The organism is Bordetella hinzii LMG 13501, from assembly GCF_001548475.1.
Classification (GTDB): Bacteria; Pseudomonadota; Gammaproteobacteria; order Burkholderiales; family Burkholderiaceae_B; genus Bordetella; species Bordetella hinzii.
In genome coordinates this window covers 1-14,824 of the sequence record NZ_LRUJ01000061.1, presented here as the reverse complement: position 1 = coordinate 14,824, position 14,824 = coordinate 1, and the positions used below count along the sequence as shown (strand labels likewise).

Here is a 14,824-nt window from a genome sequence, read left to right as displayed (position 1 = left end):
CAACAGCACCGTGGCGCGGCCGGCCTGGCCGCCCACCACGCGCAGGCCGCCGCGCAGCGCCGTCCGGCGGCGCCAGGCCTGCACGGCGGGCAGTTGGGCGCGCGCCTGCGCCTGGCCGTCGAACACCAGTCCATCGCCGGCGAGGGCCGCCGTCCAAAGCCAGCGGGCATCGTGGCGCGTGCCGGCATACGCCAGCACCGGCGCCAATTCGCGCAGCCGCGCATCCTCCTCGGCCAGCCAGTCGGCGCGGCCGTCCCACCAGGCCAGCGAAGAGACCGTCCAATCAAAGCCCGCTTCGCGGCGCGCAGCCACCTCGTCCGGGGTCATGCCCGGCGTCCAGGCGATGGCGCGCGCGCCGGGCTGTGCGGCGCGCAGGCCGGCCAGCAGGGCGCGCCAGACGCAAGGCGACAGCCGCGCCGGCGAGGTGAAGGCAAAGCCGGCCACCCCCTGGGCCACCCAAGCGGCCAGGCGTTCGCGCCAAGCCTCGATAAAGGCTTCGGGCGGCGTGGCGCGCAGCTCGCGCGTGTGCAGCGCCATGCGCGGCAGGCGCGGATCCAGCGCGGGGTCGGCCTCCTGGGGCCGCAGCCACTCGGGACGCGCTGTGGCCGGCACGGCGTCGGCGGCCACGCGGTCCAGCCCGAGTTCGAGATAGCACGCCAGCCCGGCGCGGCGCAAACGGGCCGCCGCCTGGCCGAGCTGCTCGGCCAGGGAGGATGACCCGTCCTGCGCCGCATCGGCGTCCCGGGGCGCGCCCGGCCAGCGGCCGCCGCGCCAAGGCACGGGCACGAGCACCGCGCCGGCGGCGCAGGCGCTCCAGTCGGCGGCCTGCTCGACAGCGGCGGCCAGCGAAGGCAGGCGCACAATGCAAGGCGGCTCGGTCGGCATCCGTCCTCCCTAGATGCCCTGGATGGCCGGGGCGGCGCCGGGCGCCGGGCTGCGCGCCTGGCCGCGCGCCGTGGCGCGGGCGCCCGGCTCGGCCTCGGCGGGGCGCCCGAGCAGGCTGGAGAACAGGCGCAGATAGCCTTGCACGGCTTGAGGCCAGCCGAAGTCGGCCAGCATGGCGTTGCGCTGCATGACGCGCCAGATGGCGGCATCGTCGTAAAGCGCCAGCGCCCGCCGCAGCACGGCCAGCACGGCCTCGGCATCGCCGCCATCGAACAGCAGGCCGGTGGCGCTCATCATGGCCACCCGCGGCGCGTCCGGCCCGGGGTCCTGTATGGTGTCGACCAGGCCGCCGACCGGCGTGGCCAGGGGCAAGGTGCCATAGCGCATGGCGTACAGCGGCGTCAGGCCGAAAGGCTCGAAGCGGCTGGGATGCCACAGCGCGTCCGCGCCGGCCTGCAACTGGTGCGCGGCCGCCTCGTCATAACCGATGCGCGCGCCCATGCGCCCGGGATAGGCATCGGCCAGCTGCCGCAAGGCCTGCTCGAACCCGGCGCCGCCGCGCCCCATAACGGCGAACTGCAGGCGCGGCAGGGCGTCCAGGGCCCGGGGCAGGGCGGCCACGGTCAGGTCGGCCATCTTTTGTTCGGTCAAGCGGCTGCACGACACCACCAACAGCGCCGAAGGGTCGGGCTGCAGGCCGAAGGCCTGCTGCACGCGGGTCTTCCAGCGGCGCTTGTTCGCCAGCGACGACGCATCGAAGCCGGCCTCGCCCAGATGCGGGTCGCTGGCGGGATTCCAGAGCGCGGTATCCACGCCATTGGGCAGGGCGAGAAAATCCTCGCCGCGCGCGCGCAGCTCGCCGTCCAGTCCACAGCCATGGCGGGCGGTAAGAATTTCCCGCGCATAGTGATGGCTGACCGTCGTGACCTTGTCGGCATGCAGGATGCCGGCGCGCAGGAAATTCAGCCGGCCCCAGGCAATGAGGCCGGCCGCCTCGGCCTGGGCGGGCGCCAGGGACAGTGCGGGCAGGCAGGCGGCGTCGAAACTGCCCTGGAAGGCCAGGTTGTGGACGGTGAACACCGTGCGCACGCCGGGGGCGGCCTGGCGGACCAGCCAGGGCGCCAGGCCGGCGTGCCAGTCATGCGCCTGCACGATGTCCGGCGGCGCCAGCCCGGGCAGACCCCGGGCGATGGCCGCCGCCGCATGGGCCAGGGCCGCGTAGCGCAGGGCATTGTCCGCATAGTCCCGGCCCTGTTCGTCCACATAGCAGCCGGGCCGGTCGTAGAGCGCCGCGTTTTCCAGCAACAGGCAGGGCAGGCCGGTGCTGCGGCAATGGCCCAGCAACAGGCGGGCCGGCCCGCCGGGCAGGTCCGGCAGCGCCCAGCTGCGGCGCAGGCGCAGCCGCTGCCGCGTGCCCCGGTAGGCGGGCATCAGCAACTGCAGCGGCAAGCCCCGTTGGCGCAAGGCTTGCGCCAGCCCGGTCACGGCATCGGCCAGGCCGCCGGTCTTGGCCAGCGGATAGGCTTCGCCGGCCACCGACAGGATCCGGGCCGGCGGGGTCCGGACCGATGGCGGATAGGCGGGCCGAAGGAAATCCCCCGGCCGGATACCGCCGTCGCGGGCAAGGCTTGCGCTTGGGTACGTCGTCATGCTGGCTCCCTGTGCGGGCCGGCATGGCCCAGCCCACACAGGAGCAAGTGGCGTGCCTGGCGCGGCTCAGTCTGCCGCGCGGCTCGGGCGCACCGCCCGCTCGACCGGCAGCAGGGCCACGCCGCGCGCCTCGAAGGCGCGCAGAATGCCGAAATTGATGCCCTGCTGGATGTCCATGTAGCGGTTGTAGTCCGCGCTCATGACGTAATAAACGGCCTCCAGTTCGAGCGCCCAGTCGCCGAAGCGGGCGATATGGGCCCGGTCGTAGCGGGTGGCCGGCTGGGATTCGATCTGCGCGCGCACGTCGCCGGGAAGCTGCTGCAGGGTATCGACGGGCGTGCCGTAAGGCACGCGCAGGGTAAAAACGATGCGCCGCTGCTCCATGCGCTTGTAGTTCTGTATGGTCTGCTTGAGCAGTTCGGTATTGCTGCACACGATCTGCTCGCCGCCCAGGCTGCGGATGCGCGTGGTCTTCAGGCCAATGTGCTCGATGCTGCCGGCCACCTGGCCGAACACGATGAAATCGCCCACTTCGAAAGGCTTGTCCAGCCCGATGGAGATCGACGCGAACAGATCGCTCAGGATGGTCTGCACGGCCAGCGCGACGGCCACGCCGCCGATGCCCAGGCTGGCCACCAGGGCGGTGATGTTCACGCCCAGGTTGTCCAATACCGCCAGCAAGGCCACGACCCAGACCACGGTGCGCAACAGCCAGGACAGCAGGGTGGTGGTCACGCGGCTGGCCCGCGCGCGGGCGCCCACGATCCCGAGCGCCGACAGGCAGGCGATATCCAGCCACAGCGCCAGCTGCACGGCCAGCAGCGCAAACCACAGATGCGTGTCCACCCAGCCCGCCCAGGGGAAGACGGCGGCGCTGGCGCGCAGGCCGATCAGCAGGGCCAGCACGGCCAGGATGGCACGGTTGCTGCGCGCCAGCACGGCCAGCAGCGCTTCGGCGTAGGGATAGCCGCCGTCGGCCACGCGCTGGCTGACGCGCCGGCGCAGGGCGCCGATGAGCATCATGATGACCGCATAGATCAGCACCGCCAGCGCCACGGCGGCCAGCCAGGCGCCCCATACCGCGCTATAGCGGTCATAGAACTCGGCCACCGTCATGACTTGCGCCCGCGCAGCACGCTGATGTTGCCGTCGGCCTCGATATAGGCGCGCCGCACCTCGCTCAGGTGCTCCACGCCCTTGAGCCGCAATTCACTCATCAGTTCTTCTTCGGTGATGTACTCGCGGCGCAGATTGCGCCGCGCGATGACGCCGTCGCGCACCAGGCAGATGCGGTCGCTGGACAACAGCCGGGCCAACAGCGGCACGGAATACGTCAGCCGGTCCACGATCACGGTCCAGCCCACGATGGTCGCCACCAGCAGCATGCCGTCGGTCACCGAGGTGTAGTCGCCCGCCATGCCGTTCTGCGCCGCGTCGGCGATCAGCACCAGCACCAGCATGTCCGCCACGCCCAGCGAGCCGATATCGCGCCGCCCCGCGACCCGCAGCAGGATGAAGATGAACCAATACATCGCCGTGCCGCGCACCAGGATTTCCAGGGGCGGCACGGAGAAGGCGAACATTTCCGGCCAGTCGGGGCTCGTGAACAGATTCATGGCGCTTTCCTCGGACAATGACGCTTGCGGAAGCGGGCAAGTGGCGTGCCCGGCGCTAGGCGGCCGCCTTCAGCCAGAGGGCGTGGTAGTGCACGATGCGCATGATGGCGTAGTCGGCCGCGAAGCAGCGCACGGCATTGCGCCCGCCCTCGAAGCGGCGGGTCTCGACAAAGACTGCGGGCTCGCGGCCCGGCGCCCGCAGCAGCCAGGCATAGCACTGGGTGCCGGGCGCGACCCCGTCGGCCTGCCCGTCGGCCACGCCGGTATTGGCCACGACCACATTGGCGCGGGCGCGTTCGGCGGCGCCCAGCGCCATGGCCCGGGCCACCGCGGTGCTGGTCAGGTTGTGGCGCCTGAGCACCTCCCCGGGCACGCCCAGGCAATGGCGCTTGGCCTCGGGAGAATAGACGACGAAGGCGCATTCCAGCAGGGCGCCCGCGCCGGGGATCTCGGCCAGCCGCGAGGCGATCAGGCCCGCCGTGCAGGACTCGGCCGTGGCCAGCGTCAGGCCGTGCCGGCTCATGTACTGGGCCACGTTTTCGGTTTCTGTCATGAGAGCTCTCCGGGCAGGCCGCCGCCGACGCGCGCGCCGGTCACCATTTCGGTCACCCAGTTCAGCAGCACCGAGGCATAGGCCCGCTGGGCCGGCTTTTCGGTCAGCGCATGGTCGGCGCCGTCGATGATGCGATGCGTGAGCGAATGGGCGCGCCGGAAGGCGCTGCGGTAGCTCATGATGGTTGAATGCGGGATGTAGTCATCATGCTCGGCCTCGACGATAAGCACGTCGCCCGCGAATCCCGCGCAGGCCGTCAGGGCGCGGTTGCCCTCCGGCTCCACATGGCCGCTGCGATAGGCGCGCAGCACGTCGCGGTTGAGCTGGTTCTTGGGCATGAACCATTCATCGTCGCGGTATAGCGCCGGCACATGCAGGGCCAGCCAGCGCACCTTGCGCAGGCTGGATAGGATAGCCGCCAGATAGGCGCCGTAGCTGCTGCCCACCACCGCGACCTCGCCGCTGTCGATGGCCGGATGGGCGGCCAGGCGGTCGTAGGCGGCCATGACGTCGCGCAGATTGTCATCGCGCGACACCCGCTGGCGCCTCGCCTCGGTGGCGGCGTGGCCGCGCAGGTCGAAGGTCAGGCAGACGCAACCCAGCGCGGCGATACCGCGCGCGCGCACCAGGTCAAAGGACTGGCTGCCGCCCCAGCCGTGGATGAACAGCACGCCCGGCACCTTGCTGCGCGGCGTGAGGAAGGTGCCGTCCAGGGCCTCGTCGGCCACCGCTATCCGAACAGTATCACTCTGCGCCACCATCGCCCGCTCCCAGTATGCCGCCCGACTTGGTGATATGGCCGACGGCGCTGTCCTCGCCGCGATACACCAGGTCGGCGCGCGGCGGTTCTTCATCGGGAGCGCCGTAGCGTTCGCGCGTATACGCATGCACTTCCCGCGCCTCGGGCTGCTGGTCCAGGAAGCGCAGCGCCGCCAGCTCGGCGATGCTGGCGCCTCCGGCGCGCCACGACTGCTCCAGCACGCCGGCGCGGCTGTCCGCGCCGATGGCCACGTCGTAGTTGCGGCGCGAGGCATAAAGCTGCGGATACGCGGCATTGACGGCCCGGTCATAGCGCAAGGCCAATTCGACGGCGCGCCGCTGCGCCGGCGGCAGGTCCGCCGCGGCCAGTTCGCCGGGGCCGCCCCGCAGGCAGCGCAGGCGCGAGCCGCCGTAGACAGGCGCGCCATGGTTGTCGACCGTGAGTTCCTGGGTCCCGATATAGGCCAGGCGATGCTCGCCGACCTCGCACCAGCCCACGCTATAGGTCATGGGCTCGTCCAGGTTTTCCTCCAGGACCAGGCCGCGCTCGCACAGGCCGGGCTCGGCCAGCGCTTCGCGCAGCGCCTGGCTGTCGCGCACCAGCGACTGGCCGCGGCCGGCGCTGGCAAAGGGCGACTTCAGGCGCACCGGGCCGTCCCGCAGCAGCGCCAGCCCCGCCTGCCAGGCGTCTTCGGCGCAGAAAACGGTGTAGCCGCGCAGCACGGCGTCGCCCAGCTCGGCGGCCAGCCCGCGGGCCCAGCCGGGCGGCGCGGCGCGCGAATCGCGCCACAGGCCATGGCTGATGGCCTTGGTGGCCACGAAAGCCCGCGGAACCACGCCGCCATAGAGCTGGCGGGCGTCCCGTATGCCCAGGCGCTGCGTGCGCCAGCTGCCCACCAGGCTGCGGTCGGGCACGTAATAGCAGCGGTCGTGGCTGCGCTGGCGGCTGGGCCGGTAAGGCTCCAGCAGGCGGCATTGCAGCAGCTCGGAAAGCTTGCGCGCCAGACAGAGCTGCGTGGCGATCTCATGCTCGGAAGCCTGGCGCCGCCGGGGATAGGCGACAACCCAGGCCGGAGCGGAAAGGGCGGATGGCGTCATGCCGCGGCGGTCAGCAAGCGCCATGCCCGCGCGCGCCGCGCGCCGCCGGGCACGCCGCTTGCCACCGGGTCGGCAGATCCCTTACTGGAGCGTCCCGATGCCGCTTGCCAAGGAAACCCTCAGCGCCGTGCTGAACACGCCCGCCTCCCGCCTGACCGCGGCGGTCAACCTGCAATGCATGCAACTGCCGCCGAGGCTGCGCGCCCGGGTGGAGCACAGGCTGGCGCGGCTGTGCGCCATGCGCTGGAGCGCGCGCCTGTGGCAGCGCGACGCCACGCTGTGGACCGGCGCCGACGAAGACCGCTGGCTCGGATGGATAGACCCCTGGCAGCAGGCCAATGTCATGCGGCGCTACCAAGGGCTGTGCGCGCGCCTGCGCGGCCAGGGCCAGACCGATGCCGTGGTGCTGGGCATGGGCGGGGCCAGCCTGGGCGCCCAGGTGCTGGCCCGCTCGTTGCGCCCGGCGCAGGACGGCCTGCGCCTGCATGTGCTGGACTCGACCGATCCCGACGAGGTGCGCGCCCTGCAGGCCCGCCTGCCGGCGGCCAGCACGCTTTACCTGGTCGCGAGCAAATCCGGCAGCACCCTGGAATCCGCCTTGCTGGCGCGCCATTTCCATGCGCGCGCGGTCGCCAGCGTCGGGCGCGCGCGGGCGGGGCGGCATTTCTGCGCCATCACCGATCCCGGCAGCCCCTTGCAGGCGCAGGCCGAGGCGCTGGGCTATGCGGCGGTCTTCCTGGGCGACCCGACCATTGGCGGCCGCTATTCGGTACTGTCACCTTTCGGCATGGTGCCCCTGGCCCTCATGGGTCACGATCCCATCGCCTTCCTGCGCGAGGCGCATGTCATGCGCGGCTATTGCGGTCCCAAGGGCAGGGGCAATGCCAATCCCGGTCTGAAACTGGGTGCCTTGCTGGGCGAGGCCGCCCTCATGGGCCACGACAAGATCACCTTGCGCACCACGCCGGACTTGGCGCCCTTGGCCGACTGGCTGGAGCAGTTGTTGGCCGAATCCACCGGCAAGAATGGACGCGGGCTGGTGCCCGTGCGCGGCGAGGGGCCGGCCAGGGCCTATGGCGCGGACCGCCTCTTCGTCGAACTCAACGGCCCGGGCCGGCGGCCGGCCGACGCCCCATCGCCGGCCGGCCACCCCGTGCTGCGCATCGATATCGATTCGCCGCAAAGCCTGGCCCAGGAGTTCTACCGCTGGCAGTACGCCACCGCCGTGGCCGGCCACATCCTGGGCGTGCATCCCTTCGACCAGCCCGACGTCGAAGCCACCAAGACGCGCGCGCGGGCCTTGCTCGCCCAGCCGCTCATGCCGGCGCGGGGCCAGCGCTATGGCAGCCTGCTGGTCGAGACCGACGACGAACCACGGGCCGCGATGGCGCGCTGGCTGGCCGCGCAGCCGGAAGGCTATTTCGCCCTGCTGGCCTATCTGCCGCGCAACCCCACGACCGAAACGGCCTTGGCGCGCTGGCAGCGCCTGCTGAACCAGGCCCAGCCGCGTCCCGTCACCGCGGCCTTCGGACCGCGCTATCTGCACTCTTGCGGACAGGCGCATAAGGGCGGCCCGCCGACAGGGGCCTATCTCTTCATCCGCATGGCGGCCTATCCGCCGGGCGAGGACGGCCAGCCTGAGCCCTTGGCCGCCTGCCACGCCGCCCAGGGCGAGGCCGATATGCGCGAGCTGCGGGCCCGCGGCCGGCCTTGCATCGCCATCCGCTGCACGGCCGGCCTGGCGGAAGCGGTGGCGGACATCTCGCGCCTGTTGAGCGCCGCGCTGGCCGAGGCCGGGCTCAGCCGCGACGCGGCCTCGTCCGGCGCCATGCCCGCGCCGCCTCCAGCAAGCCGAAGCCTGGCAGCGCCAGCGCCAAGGGCATGAAGAAGTAGATGGCGCGATAGGCCAGCACGGCGGCCAGGACTTCCGAGCCCGGCAGCCGGCCGGCCAGCGCGGCGACGAACAAGGCCTCCGTGGTGCCCAGGCCGCCGGGAATGCGCACGATCAAGGCCGCGAAGCTGGCGCACAGCATCACGCCCAGCACCAGCGCGTAGGGCACGCGAGCCTGCAGCAGCAAGTACAAGGCCAGGCCCATGGACGCCCAGGATGCCGCGGCGATTCCCGCCTGCGCCAGCGCTACCGGCAGCGAGGGCAGCACCACACGCCAGCCGCGCAGCGTCCAGCTGCGTCCCGGCGAGCGCCAGCAGGCCCAGGTGTAGGCCGCGCTGGCGGCCGCCAGGCCCAGGCCCAGCAGCCGGCCCGCGCCGCCGGGCAAGGGCGGCGGCACCACCCCGGCCAGCAATAGCAGCCCGGCCAGCCAGCCGAAGCCCAGCCAGTTGGATACGGCCGAGAACAAGGCCACGCGCGTGGGCAGCGACTTGCGGCAGCCGAGGCGCCCGTAGAGGCGCAGCCGGGCGCCCAGGCCGCCCACCAGCACCCCGAGATTGAGATTGAGGGCATAGCTCATCATGGCGATGCCGGCCACCTGCCAGGCCGGCAGCCGGTGCCCCAGGTAGTGGCGGCCCAGCAAGTCCAGGCCGGCATAGGCCAGATAGCCGCCCAGGGTGGCGGCCAGCGCCCAGGCAGCCGCCTGCGCGGGGATGCCGCGCAAGGCGCGCCCGACCTCGTGCCAGGCCACGCCGCGCGCATAGTGATAGAGCAGGGCGGCCACGGCGCACAGCAGCAGCGGCAGCAGGACGCGGCGCCAGCGCCGCCAGCGGGGCCGGCGGCTCATGGTTCCGCCGGGGCGGGCACCCGGGCAAGCCGGGGCTTGTGAGCCGGCAGGCTGCCGGCCCAGGACGGCACGCGCCGCAGCACGTGATACACCACCACCCCCGCCCACAGCCGGCGCAGCGACCAGGCCTTGCCGGGCCGGGGCGGCACCCGGCGGCAGTCTTCGGCCAGCAAGCGCTCCAGGCTCTGGCGCAGCTGCCGGTTCAGCGCCGGATCGCGCACCCAGACATTGGCCTCGAGATTCAGCGCCAGGCTGAAGGGATCCAGGTTGCTCGATCCCACCGTCGACCACGCATCATCGAAGCAGGCCACTTTGGCGTGCAAGGGGCGGCGGGCGTACTCATGGATCTCCACCCCGGCATCAAGCAGGTAGTCGTAGATCATGGTCGAGGCCAGGCGGGCCAGGCGCATGTCGGGCTCGCCCTGCAGGATGAGCCGCACCCGCAGCCCGCGGCGCGCCGCGCCGGCCAGGGCGCGCAGCAGCCGGTAGCCCGGGAAGAAATAGGCATTGGCGATCAGGACGTCCCGCGTCGCGGCCCGCAGGCTGGCGCGATAGCCGCGTTCGATGTCATCGCGATGGCGTTGGTTGTCGCGCACCACCAGGCTTGCCGCGCCCTCGCCATCCCGCCGGGCCGGGCCGGGCAGGGGCGGCGCGCCCGGCATGCGCAGCGCATTGCGCATGAAGGCGGCGATCTGCAGGCACAGGGGCCCCTCGATACGCAGGGCATAGTCCTGCTTGGCCTGGGCGCCATAGTCGCTCAAATGGTCCTCGGAGAAGTTGATGCCGCCCACGAAAGCGATACGGTCGTCGACCGCCAGCAGCTTGCGGTGCATGCGGCGAAAGACGTGGGTGCGCATGCCCATCAGGCGCGGGCGCGGGTCGAACAGATGCACCCGCACGCCGGCCCGGGCCAGGGCGCCCAGAAATGCCTCGCCCAGCGCATCGGAGCCATAGCCGTCCAGCGTCAAGTCCACCGACACGCCGCGTCCGGCCGCCGCGATCAGCGCCTGCTGGATGCGCCGGCCCACGCTGTCGTCGAACAGGATGAAGGTCTCGGCCAGCACCGAATGGCGGGCCTCGGCGATGGCCGCTTCGACGGCCGGAAACAGCGCCTCGCCGTTCTCGAGCAAGACATAACGGTTATCTGTCCGCGGCGCCGCGCTCATAGGGCGATCTCCGCTGACAGCGGGACGTGGTCGGACAAGCGGCTCCAGACGCGCGACGCCTGCGGCTGGGGCCGCGAGCCGCGTACGCCGCGCACGTAGATGCGGTCCAGGCGCAGGAAAGGCCAGATGGCCGGATAGCTGCGCGCCGGACGGCCGAAATGCCGCGTGAAGACTTCCTGGGCGCCGCAGCGCGCCAGCATGCGGTTGGCGCGCAGGCGCCAATCATTGAAATCGCCGGCGATCAGCAAGGGTTCGTCCAGCGGAATGCGGTGCGTCGCCAGGTCGCACAACTGCTGCAATTGCAGGCGGCGGTGACGCTCGCGCAGGCCCAGGTGCACGCACACGGCATGCAGCGGCGTGGGCAGATGAGGCGGACGCAGCACGCAGTGCAGCAGGCCGCGCGGCTCGGGCCCGGCGATGCTGATGTCATGGTTGACATAGCTGGCGATGGGATAGCGCGAGAGCACCGCGTTGCCGTGGTGGCCCTCGGGATAGACGGCATTGCGGCCATAGGCGTAGTCGCTCCACAGCGTATCGGCCAGGTATTCGTATTGCGACAGCGCCGGCCAGCCGGGCAGGGTCTGGGCGTGGCCCATATGAGCGCCCACGACCTCCTGCAGAAAGACAATGTCCGGCGCGGCCTGGCGCAGCGCGGCGCGCAGGTCCTGCAACATGAAACGCCGGTTGAAGCTGGTAAAGCCCTTGTGCGTGTTGACCGTGAGCAGCGTCACGGCCGGGCCGCCGCCATCGCTCGCGCGGTGCATGCCGCCTCCCGTAAACCCGCCCATACCGCAAGCCGCGTGCCCGGCTCAGTGCGGCGCATAGTAGCGGGCCAGGGCGCGGATCTCCTCATCGGTCAGGCGCTGGGCAAAGGCGCGCATCACACCGTCCTCGTCATTGGCGCGCGCGCCGCTGCGCAAGGCCTGCATCTGCGCCACGAAATAGGCCTCGGGCTGGCCGGCCAGCCTGGGCAGCGATTCGCCTTCTCCCCGCCCGGCCGCGCCATGGCAATTGGCGCAGGCGGGCAAGGCGCGCGGACCGTCGCCTTCGCGGTCCAGCCGATAGGCCGGCCCCTGGTCGGCCGGCGACGGCCGCGAGGCCGGCCCTGGCAAGCTGGCGTAATACGCGGCCAGCGCCGCGATATCGGCCTCGTCCAAGGCCTGAGCGACGCTGTTCATCAAGGCCTGCTGGCGGCTGCCTGAGCGGAAATCGAACAGCTGCTTGGCCAGATAGCGCGCCGGCTGGCCCGCCAGGTCGGGAAACTGCCCGGCAGGGTTGGCCGCCTGGCCATGGCAGGCCGAGCAGGCTTGCACGCCCCGGCTCGCCTGCCCGGTGAGCGCGAGCTGCTTGCCCCGGTCGATATCGGCCTGGCGCAGGCTGGCCTCCCAGGGCGTAGCCGGCGCCACGAAGCCGCTGCGCGGCGCGGGCGGGGCCGTTGCCTTGCGCGCCGGCGCGGCCGGCGGGGCGGGGGCCTGGGGCGGGGCCGGCGCCTGGACGGCGGGCGGCGGGCCGGCGATGCGATTGTCGGCCCAGATGCGATAGAGGGTGGCCGCCAGCGGCAGGACCACGCCGGCCAGCATCAGGCCCAGGACGACGGCGATTCCGTGGCGTTTCATGATGTGATGTCCACCAGGGGGCCGGGCCGGCGCAGATACTCCCCTTTGATGTGGTCGGCGATCCAATATGCCGTCGCGCCCACCGTGCCGGTCGGGTTGTAGCCGGAGTTCTGCGGAAACAGCGCCGCGCCGGTCACGAAGACATTGGGCACGTCCCAGCATTGTCCGTAGCGGTTGACTACGCTGGTGCGCGGATCATCGCCCATGGCCGCGCCCCCGGTCAGGTGCGTGGACTGGTAGGCGGTCGCCGTGAACGGTTTTTTGCGCGGCCCCGGTTCACTGCGGATCACGCCCTGCATGGCCCGGCCGATTTCGTCGGCCCGCGCTGTCAAAAAGCGCGACATGCGCAGGTCGTTGTCCGGGAAATCGTAGGTGATGCGCAGCAGCGGCAGGCCCCAGGCATCGCGATAGGTCGGATCGAGGCTGAGATACGCGCCGCGCCAGGGCTGGGCCGCGCCGGTCACGGTGATCGACGCCGAATGGTTGTAGAAGCGCCGCACCGCCTGCTTCCAGGCCGCGCCCCAGGCCGGCGTGTCGGACGGCACGGGGTGATAGCTGATGGGCGCGCCGCTGACCACCTGTATCTGGAGATAGCCGCCGCCCACAAAGCCCAGCGGCCCGTGGTCGAAGTTGTCGGCGCTGAAATCGTCCATGGTGACGGCCGCCGCGCCGGCGCCCATGAAAGGGTTCAGGTGGATGGACTCGTCGAAGAACAGGCCCACGCCCGAGGTGGTCTGGTGGGTATAGTTGCGCCCCACCGTGCCCTGGCCGGTCCGGGGATCATAGGGGCGGCCGATGCCCGAGAGCAGCAACAGGCGCACATTGTTGATCCCGAAGCCGCACAGCACCACCAGCTCGGCGGGCTGGAAGCATTCGGCGCCGGCGGCGTCCACATAGGTCACGCCACGCGCGCGCTTGCGGTCGGCGGCCAGCTCGACGCGCAGGACGTGCGCGCCGGTGCGCAGCTCGAAGCCGGGCAGCTTCATGGCGGCCGGCAGGATGCACACCTGGGGCGACGCCTTGGAGAAGTGCTCGCAACCGAAATTGGAACAGAACCCGCAATAGACACAGGCGCTCATGGGCAGCCCTTCCGAATTGACATAGGGCCGGGTGCACAGCGCCGAGGGCTGGACATAGGGGTGGTAGCCCAGCTTGCGCGCCGCCTCGCCGAACAAGGCCGAGGCATAGGGCACCTTCATGGGCGGATTGGGATAGGGTCTGGACCGCCAGGGCTCGAAGGGATTGCCGCCCTCCTGGCGCTGTCCCTTGAGATTGCCCGCCTGGCCGGAGGCCCCGATCAGATAATCGAAGCGGTCGAAGCTCGGTTCGAGCTCGTCATAGCTCAGGGGCCAGTCCTGGCAATCGAGTTCGGCGTCGAAAATATCCGCTCCATAGCGCTCCGTGTAGTGGCTGCGCATGCGGAAGTCGGTCGGGTCAAAGCGATAATAGGCGCCCGACCAATGATTGCCGGCGCCGCCCAGGTGCGTGCCCGGATAGGCGAACTGCCAGCGCCGCATCGGCAGGGCGCGCTGGCCGTCGTGGTTGCGGAAGGTGAAGGTCTCGGTCGCGGCATTCTGGTGCAGGGCGTGGCGCCGCACATACTTGAGCTCGTCATGCACGGCGGGCCCCTGGAAGTCGGGCGAAGGCCAGCGCGGCTCGCCGCGCTCCAGGACAACGACCTGCCGGCCGGCGGCGGCCAGTTCCTTGCCGATGATGGCGCCGGTCCAGCCGCCGCCGACGATAACCACATCCCGGGCGGGCAGGACCTTAGCCATGGCCGCCGCCCGCGGCCCGGTGGCCATCCGCGATCGATACCGGTTCGCCGCGCCAGACCGCGCCATGGCGCTCGATATCCTGCGCAAAACTGGCGTAGGCGCCGGGGAAACCCACCAGGCGCCAGCCGGCCATGCCGGCATTGCCGCCATGGATGGGGTCGCAGAAATAGCCTTCGATGGTGGCGTCCAGCAGGGCCTGGAACAAGATTGGCGCGGGCACGGCGTCCAGGTCCAGCTCGCCTTGCTGCATACGCATCAGCCAACGGTCCTGGCGCTCCGGCGGCAGGCCGGCGAATGCCTGGCCCTCGGCCGCCCGCAAGGCCTGGTCCAGCTCCGCCAGGCCGCGACGAAACAGCTGCGCCGGCGTCAGCGCCAGTTGGTAGCCTTGCTCCGGCGTACCGGAAAAAAATGGACCCTGGCGGTAGAAATGATCCCCGGCCCCCCAGGCGCCGGCCAGCTGGCCGTCCAGGAAGGCGGTCACGCTCGCGTCCTTGCCGCCCGGGCCGTGCGCATCGCTGGGGATGAGGCGATCGGCGATCGCGTCCATCGCGGCGGCTTCCTCCTCGTTGAAAAAACGCAGCACGCGCGAGGCGGGCGGGTCGGCCGCGCCGGCCTGGCGCGCCACCCAGACGCCAGGCAGGGTGCTGACCAGGGCTTTCAGGACAGTGCGGCGGCCGGGGGCCGTTTCGTGATCTTGCCTCATGGGGACTCCTGGTATGCGCGCCTCGGGCACGGCGCCTGCGGTAGACGCTTCAGCAAGTCACTTGCCCGGCCCTCGCGGCCCCCTTTTGACGGAGACTGCCCATGCGTCCCACCCCCATGCTTTGCCTGGCCCTGGCCGCCATGCCCCTGGCCGCCGCCGCGGCCGACCCGCCGCGCACGCCGCCGGCGCCTTGCCCGCCCAGCCAACCGGGCTGCGCGCCGCCGGAGATGCCGCCGCCCAAGCAGCTGCCCGATGCGCGCTCGCCCCA

At 71.4% G+C, this 14,824-nt stretch carries 13 protein-coding genes and 1 pseudogene; 1 reads left to right on the top strand and 13 read right to left on the bottom strand.

Translation table 11 applies throughout. The features are described 5' to 3' along the window. The 7 genes and pseudogenes from AXA74_RS22865 to AXA74_RS22835 all read right to left on the bottom strand — a co-directional run. Positions 1-885, bottom strand: a pseudogene (locus AXA74_RS22865) (alpha-1,4-glucan--maltose-1-phosphate maltosyltransferase); the annotation flags it as partial. A 9-nt stretch (positions 886-894) separates the two neighbouring features. Continuing rightward, positions 895-2,535, bottom strand: coding sequence for a glycogen synthase GlgA (glgA, locus tag AXA74_RS22860; RefSeq protein ID WP_081093954.1), 1,641 nt, complete (start codon positions 2,533-2,535; stop codon positions 895-897). A 66-nt stretch (positions 2,536-2,601) separates the two neighbouring features. After that, a complete protein-coding gene (locus AXA74_RS22855; RefSeq protein ID WP_051594002.1) occupies positions 2,602-3,651 on the bottom strand; it encodes a mechanosensitive ion channel family protein in 1,050 nt (349 codons plus the stop codon). After that, a complete protein-coding gene (locus AXA74_RS22850) occupies positions 3,648-4,151 on the bottom strand; it encodes a DUF421 domain-containing protein (RefSeq protein WP_032957725.1) in 504 nt (167 codons plus the stop codon). The genes AXA74_RS22855 and AXA74_RS22850 overlap by 4 nt, the downstream gene beginning before the upstream one ends. A gap of 55 nt (positions 4,152-4,206) precedes the next feature. Beyond that, a complete protein-coding gene (locus AXA74_RS22845; protein WP_032957728.1) occupies positions 4,207-4,704 on the bottom strand; it encodes a CinA family protein in 498 nt (165 codons plus the stop codon). Continuing rightward, a complete protein-coding gene (locus AXA74_RS22840) occupies positions 4,701-5,465 on the bottom strand; it encodes an alpha/beta hydrolase family protein (protein ID WP_032957730.1) in 765 nt (254 codons plus the stop codon). Before AXA74_RS22840 ends, AXA74_RS22845 begins: the two co-directional genes overlap by 4 nt. Beyond that, complete coding sequence (locus AXA74_RS22835; RefSeq protein WP_032957743.1) at positions 5,449-6,561, bottom strand: DUF3182 family protein; 1,113 nt, start codon at positions 6,559-6,561, stop codon at positions 5,449-5,451. The genes AXA74_RS22840 and AXA74_RS22835 overlap by 17 nt, the downstream gene beginning before the upstream one ends. 97 nt (positions 6,562-6,658) lie before the next feature. Here AXA74_RS22835 and AXA74_RS22830 point away from each other — a divergent pair, with 97 nt between their 5' ends. Further along, the gene (locus AXA74_RS22830) at positions 6,659-8,446 is read left to right on the top strand and encodes a hypothetical protein (RefSeq protein ID WP_048940131.1); all 1,788 of its coding nucleotides are present in this window, start codon (positions 6,659-6,661) and stop codon (positions 8,444-8,446) included. On the opposite strand, the gene AXA74_RS22825 is transcribed toward AXA74_RS22830, so the two are convergent. Genes AXA74_RS22825 through AXA74_RS22800 form a run of 6 tightly spaced genes read right to left on the bottom strand, consistent with a single transcriptional unit; the run spans position 8,361 to position 14,556 of the window. Beyond that, complete coding sequence (locus tag AXA74_RS22825) at positions 8,361-9,296, bottom strand: lysylphosphatidylglycerol synthase domain-containing protein (RefSeq protein WP_032962574.1); 936 nt, start codon at positions 9,294-9,296, stop codon at positions 8,361-8,363. The two genes, AXA74_RS22830 and AXA74_RS22825, sit on opposite strands and share 86 nt — an antisense overlap. After that, the gene (gene clsB / locus AXA74_RS22820; RefSeq protein ID WP_032957732.1) at positions 9,293-10,462 is read right to left on the bottom strand and encodes a cardiolipin synthase ClsB; all 1,170 of its coding nucleotides are present in this window, start codon (positions 10,460-10,462) and stop codon (positions 9,293-9,295) included. Before clsB ends, AXA74_RS22825 begins: the two co-directional genes overlap by 4 nt. Then, positions 10,459-11,226, bottom strand: a complete 768-nt coding sequence (locus tag AXA74_RS22815) for an endonuclease/exonuclease/phosphatase family protein (RefSeq protein ID WP_032957734.1) — start codon at positions 11,224-11,226, stop codon at positions 10,459-10,461. The genes clsB and AXA74_RS22815 overlap by 4 nt, the downstream gene beginning before the upstream one ends. 45 nt (positions 11,227-11,271) lie before the next feature. Beyond that, entirely contained in the window at positions 11,272-12,078 is an 807-nt protein-coding gene (locus tag AXA74_RS22810; RefSeq protein ID WP_048940132.1) for a c-type cytochrome, read from the bottom strand. Continuing rightward, entirely contained in the window at positions 12,075-13,853 is a 1,779-nt protein-coding gene (locus AXA74_RS22805; protein WP_032977763.1) for a GMC family oxidoreductase, read from the bottom strand. The genes AXA74_RS22810 and AXA74_RS22805 overlap by 4 nt, the downstream gene beginning before the upstream one ends. Then, positions 13,846-14,556: a gluconate 2-dehydrogenase subunit 3 family protein gene (locus tag AXA74_RS22800; RefSeq protein ID WP_080700902.1), complete on the bottom strand. Its 711-nt coding sequence runs from the start codon at positions 14,554-14,556 to the stop codon at positions 13,846-13,848. The genes AXA74_RS22805 and AXA74_RS22800 overlap by 8 nt, the downstream gene beginning before the upstream one ends. Positions 14,557-14,824 lie beyond the last annotated feature (268 nt).

Excerpts from the sequence above, each read along its gene's own strand:
- glgA (WP_081093954.1), bottom strand. The coding sequence starts at position 2,535 with ATGACGACGTACCCAAGCGCAAGCCTTGCCCGCGACGGCGGTATCCGG.
- AXA74_RS22855 (WP_051594002.1), bottom strand. The coding sequence starts at position 3,651 with ATGACGGTGGCCGAGTTCTATGACCGCTATAGCGCGGTATGGGGCGCC.
- AXA74_RS22850 (WP_032957725.1), bottom strand. The coding sequence starts at position 4,151 with ATGAATCTGTTCACGAGCCCCGACTGGCCGGAAATGTTCGCCTTCTCC.
- AXA74_RS22845 (WP_032957728.1), bottom strand. The coding sequence starts at position 4,704 with ATGACAGAAACCGAAAACGTGGCCCAGTACATGAGCCGGCACGGCCTG.
- AXA74_RS22840 (WP_032957730.1), bottom strand. The coding sequence starts at position 5,465 with ATGGTGGCGCAGAGTGATACTGTTCGGATAGCGGTGGCCGACGAGGCC.
- AXA74_RS22835 (WP_032957743.1), bottom strand. The coding sequence starts at position 6,561 with ATGACGCCATCCGCCCTTTCCGCTCCGGCCTGGGTTGTCGCCTATCCC.
- AXA74_RS22830 (WP_048940131.1), top strand. The coding sequence starts at position 6,659 with ATGCCGCTTGCCAAGGAAACCCTCAGCGCCGTGCTGAACACGCCCGCC.
- AXA74_RS22825 (WP_032962574.1), bottom strand. The coding sequence starts at position 9,296 with ATGAGCCGCCGGCCCCGCTGGCGGCGCTGGCGCCGCGTCCTGCTGCCG.
- clsB (WP_032957732.1), bottom strand. The coding sequence starts at position 10,462 with ATGAGCGCGGCGCCGCGGACAGATAACCGTTATGTCTTGCTCGAGAAC.
- AXA74_RS22815 (WP_032957734.1), bottom strand. The coding sequence starts at position 11,226 with ATGCACCGCGCGAGCGATGGCGGCGGCCCGGCCGTGACGCTGCTCACG.
- AXA74_RS22810 (WP_048940132.1), bottom strand. The coding sequence starts at position 12,078 with ATGAAACGCCACGGAATCGCCGTCGTCCTGGGCCTGATGCTGGCCGGC.
- AXA74_RS22805 (WP_032977763.1), bottom strand. The coding sequence starts at position 13,853 with ATGGCTAAGGTCCTGCCCGCCCGGGATGTGGTTATCGTCGGCGGCGGC.
- AXA74_RS22800 (WP_080700902.1), bottom strand. The coding sequence starts at position 14,556 with ATGAGGCAAGATCACGAAACGGCCCCCGGCCGCCGCACTGTCCTGAAA.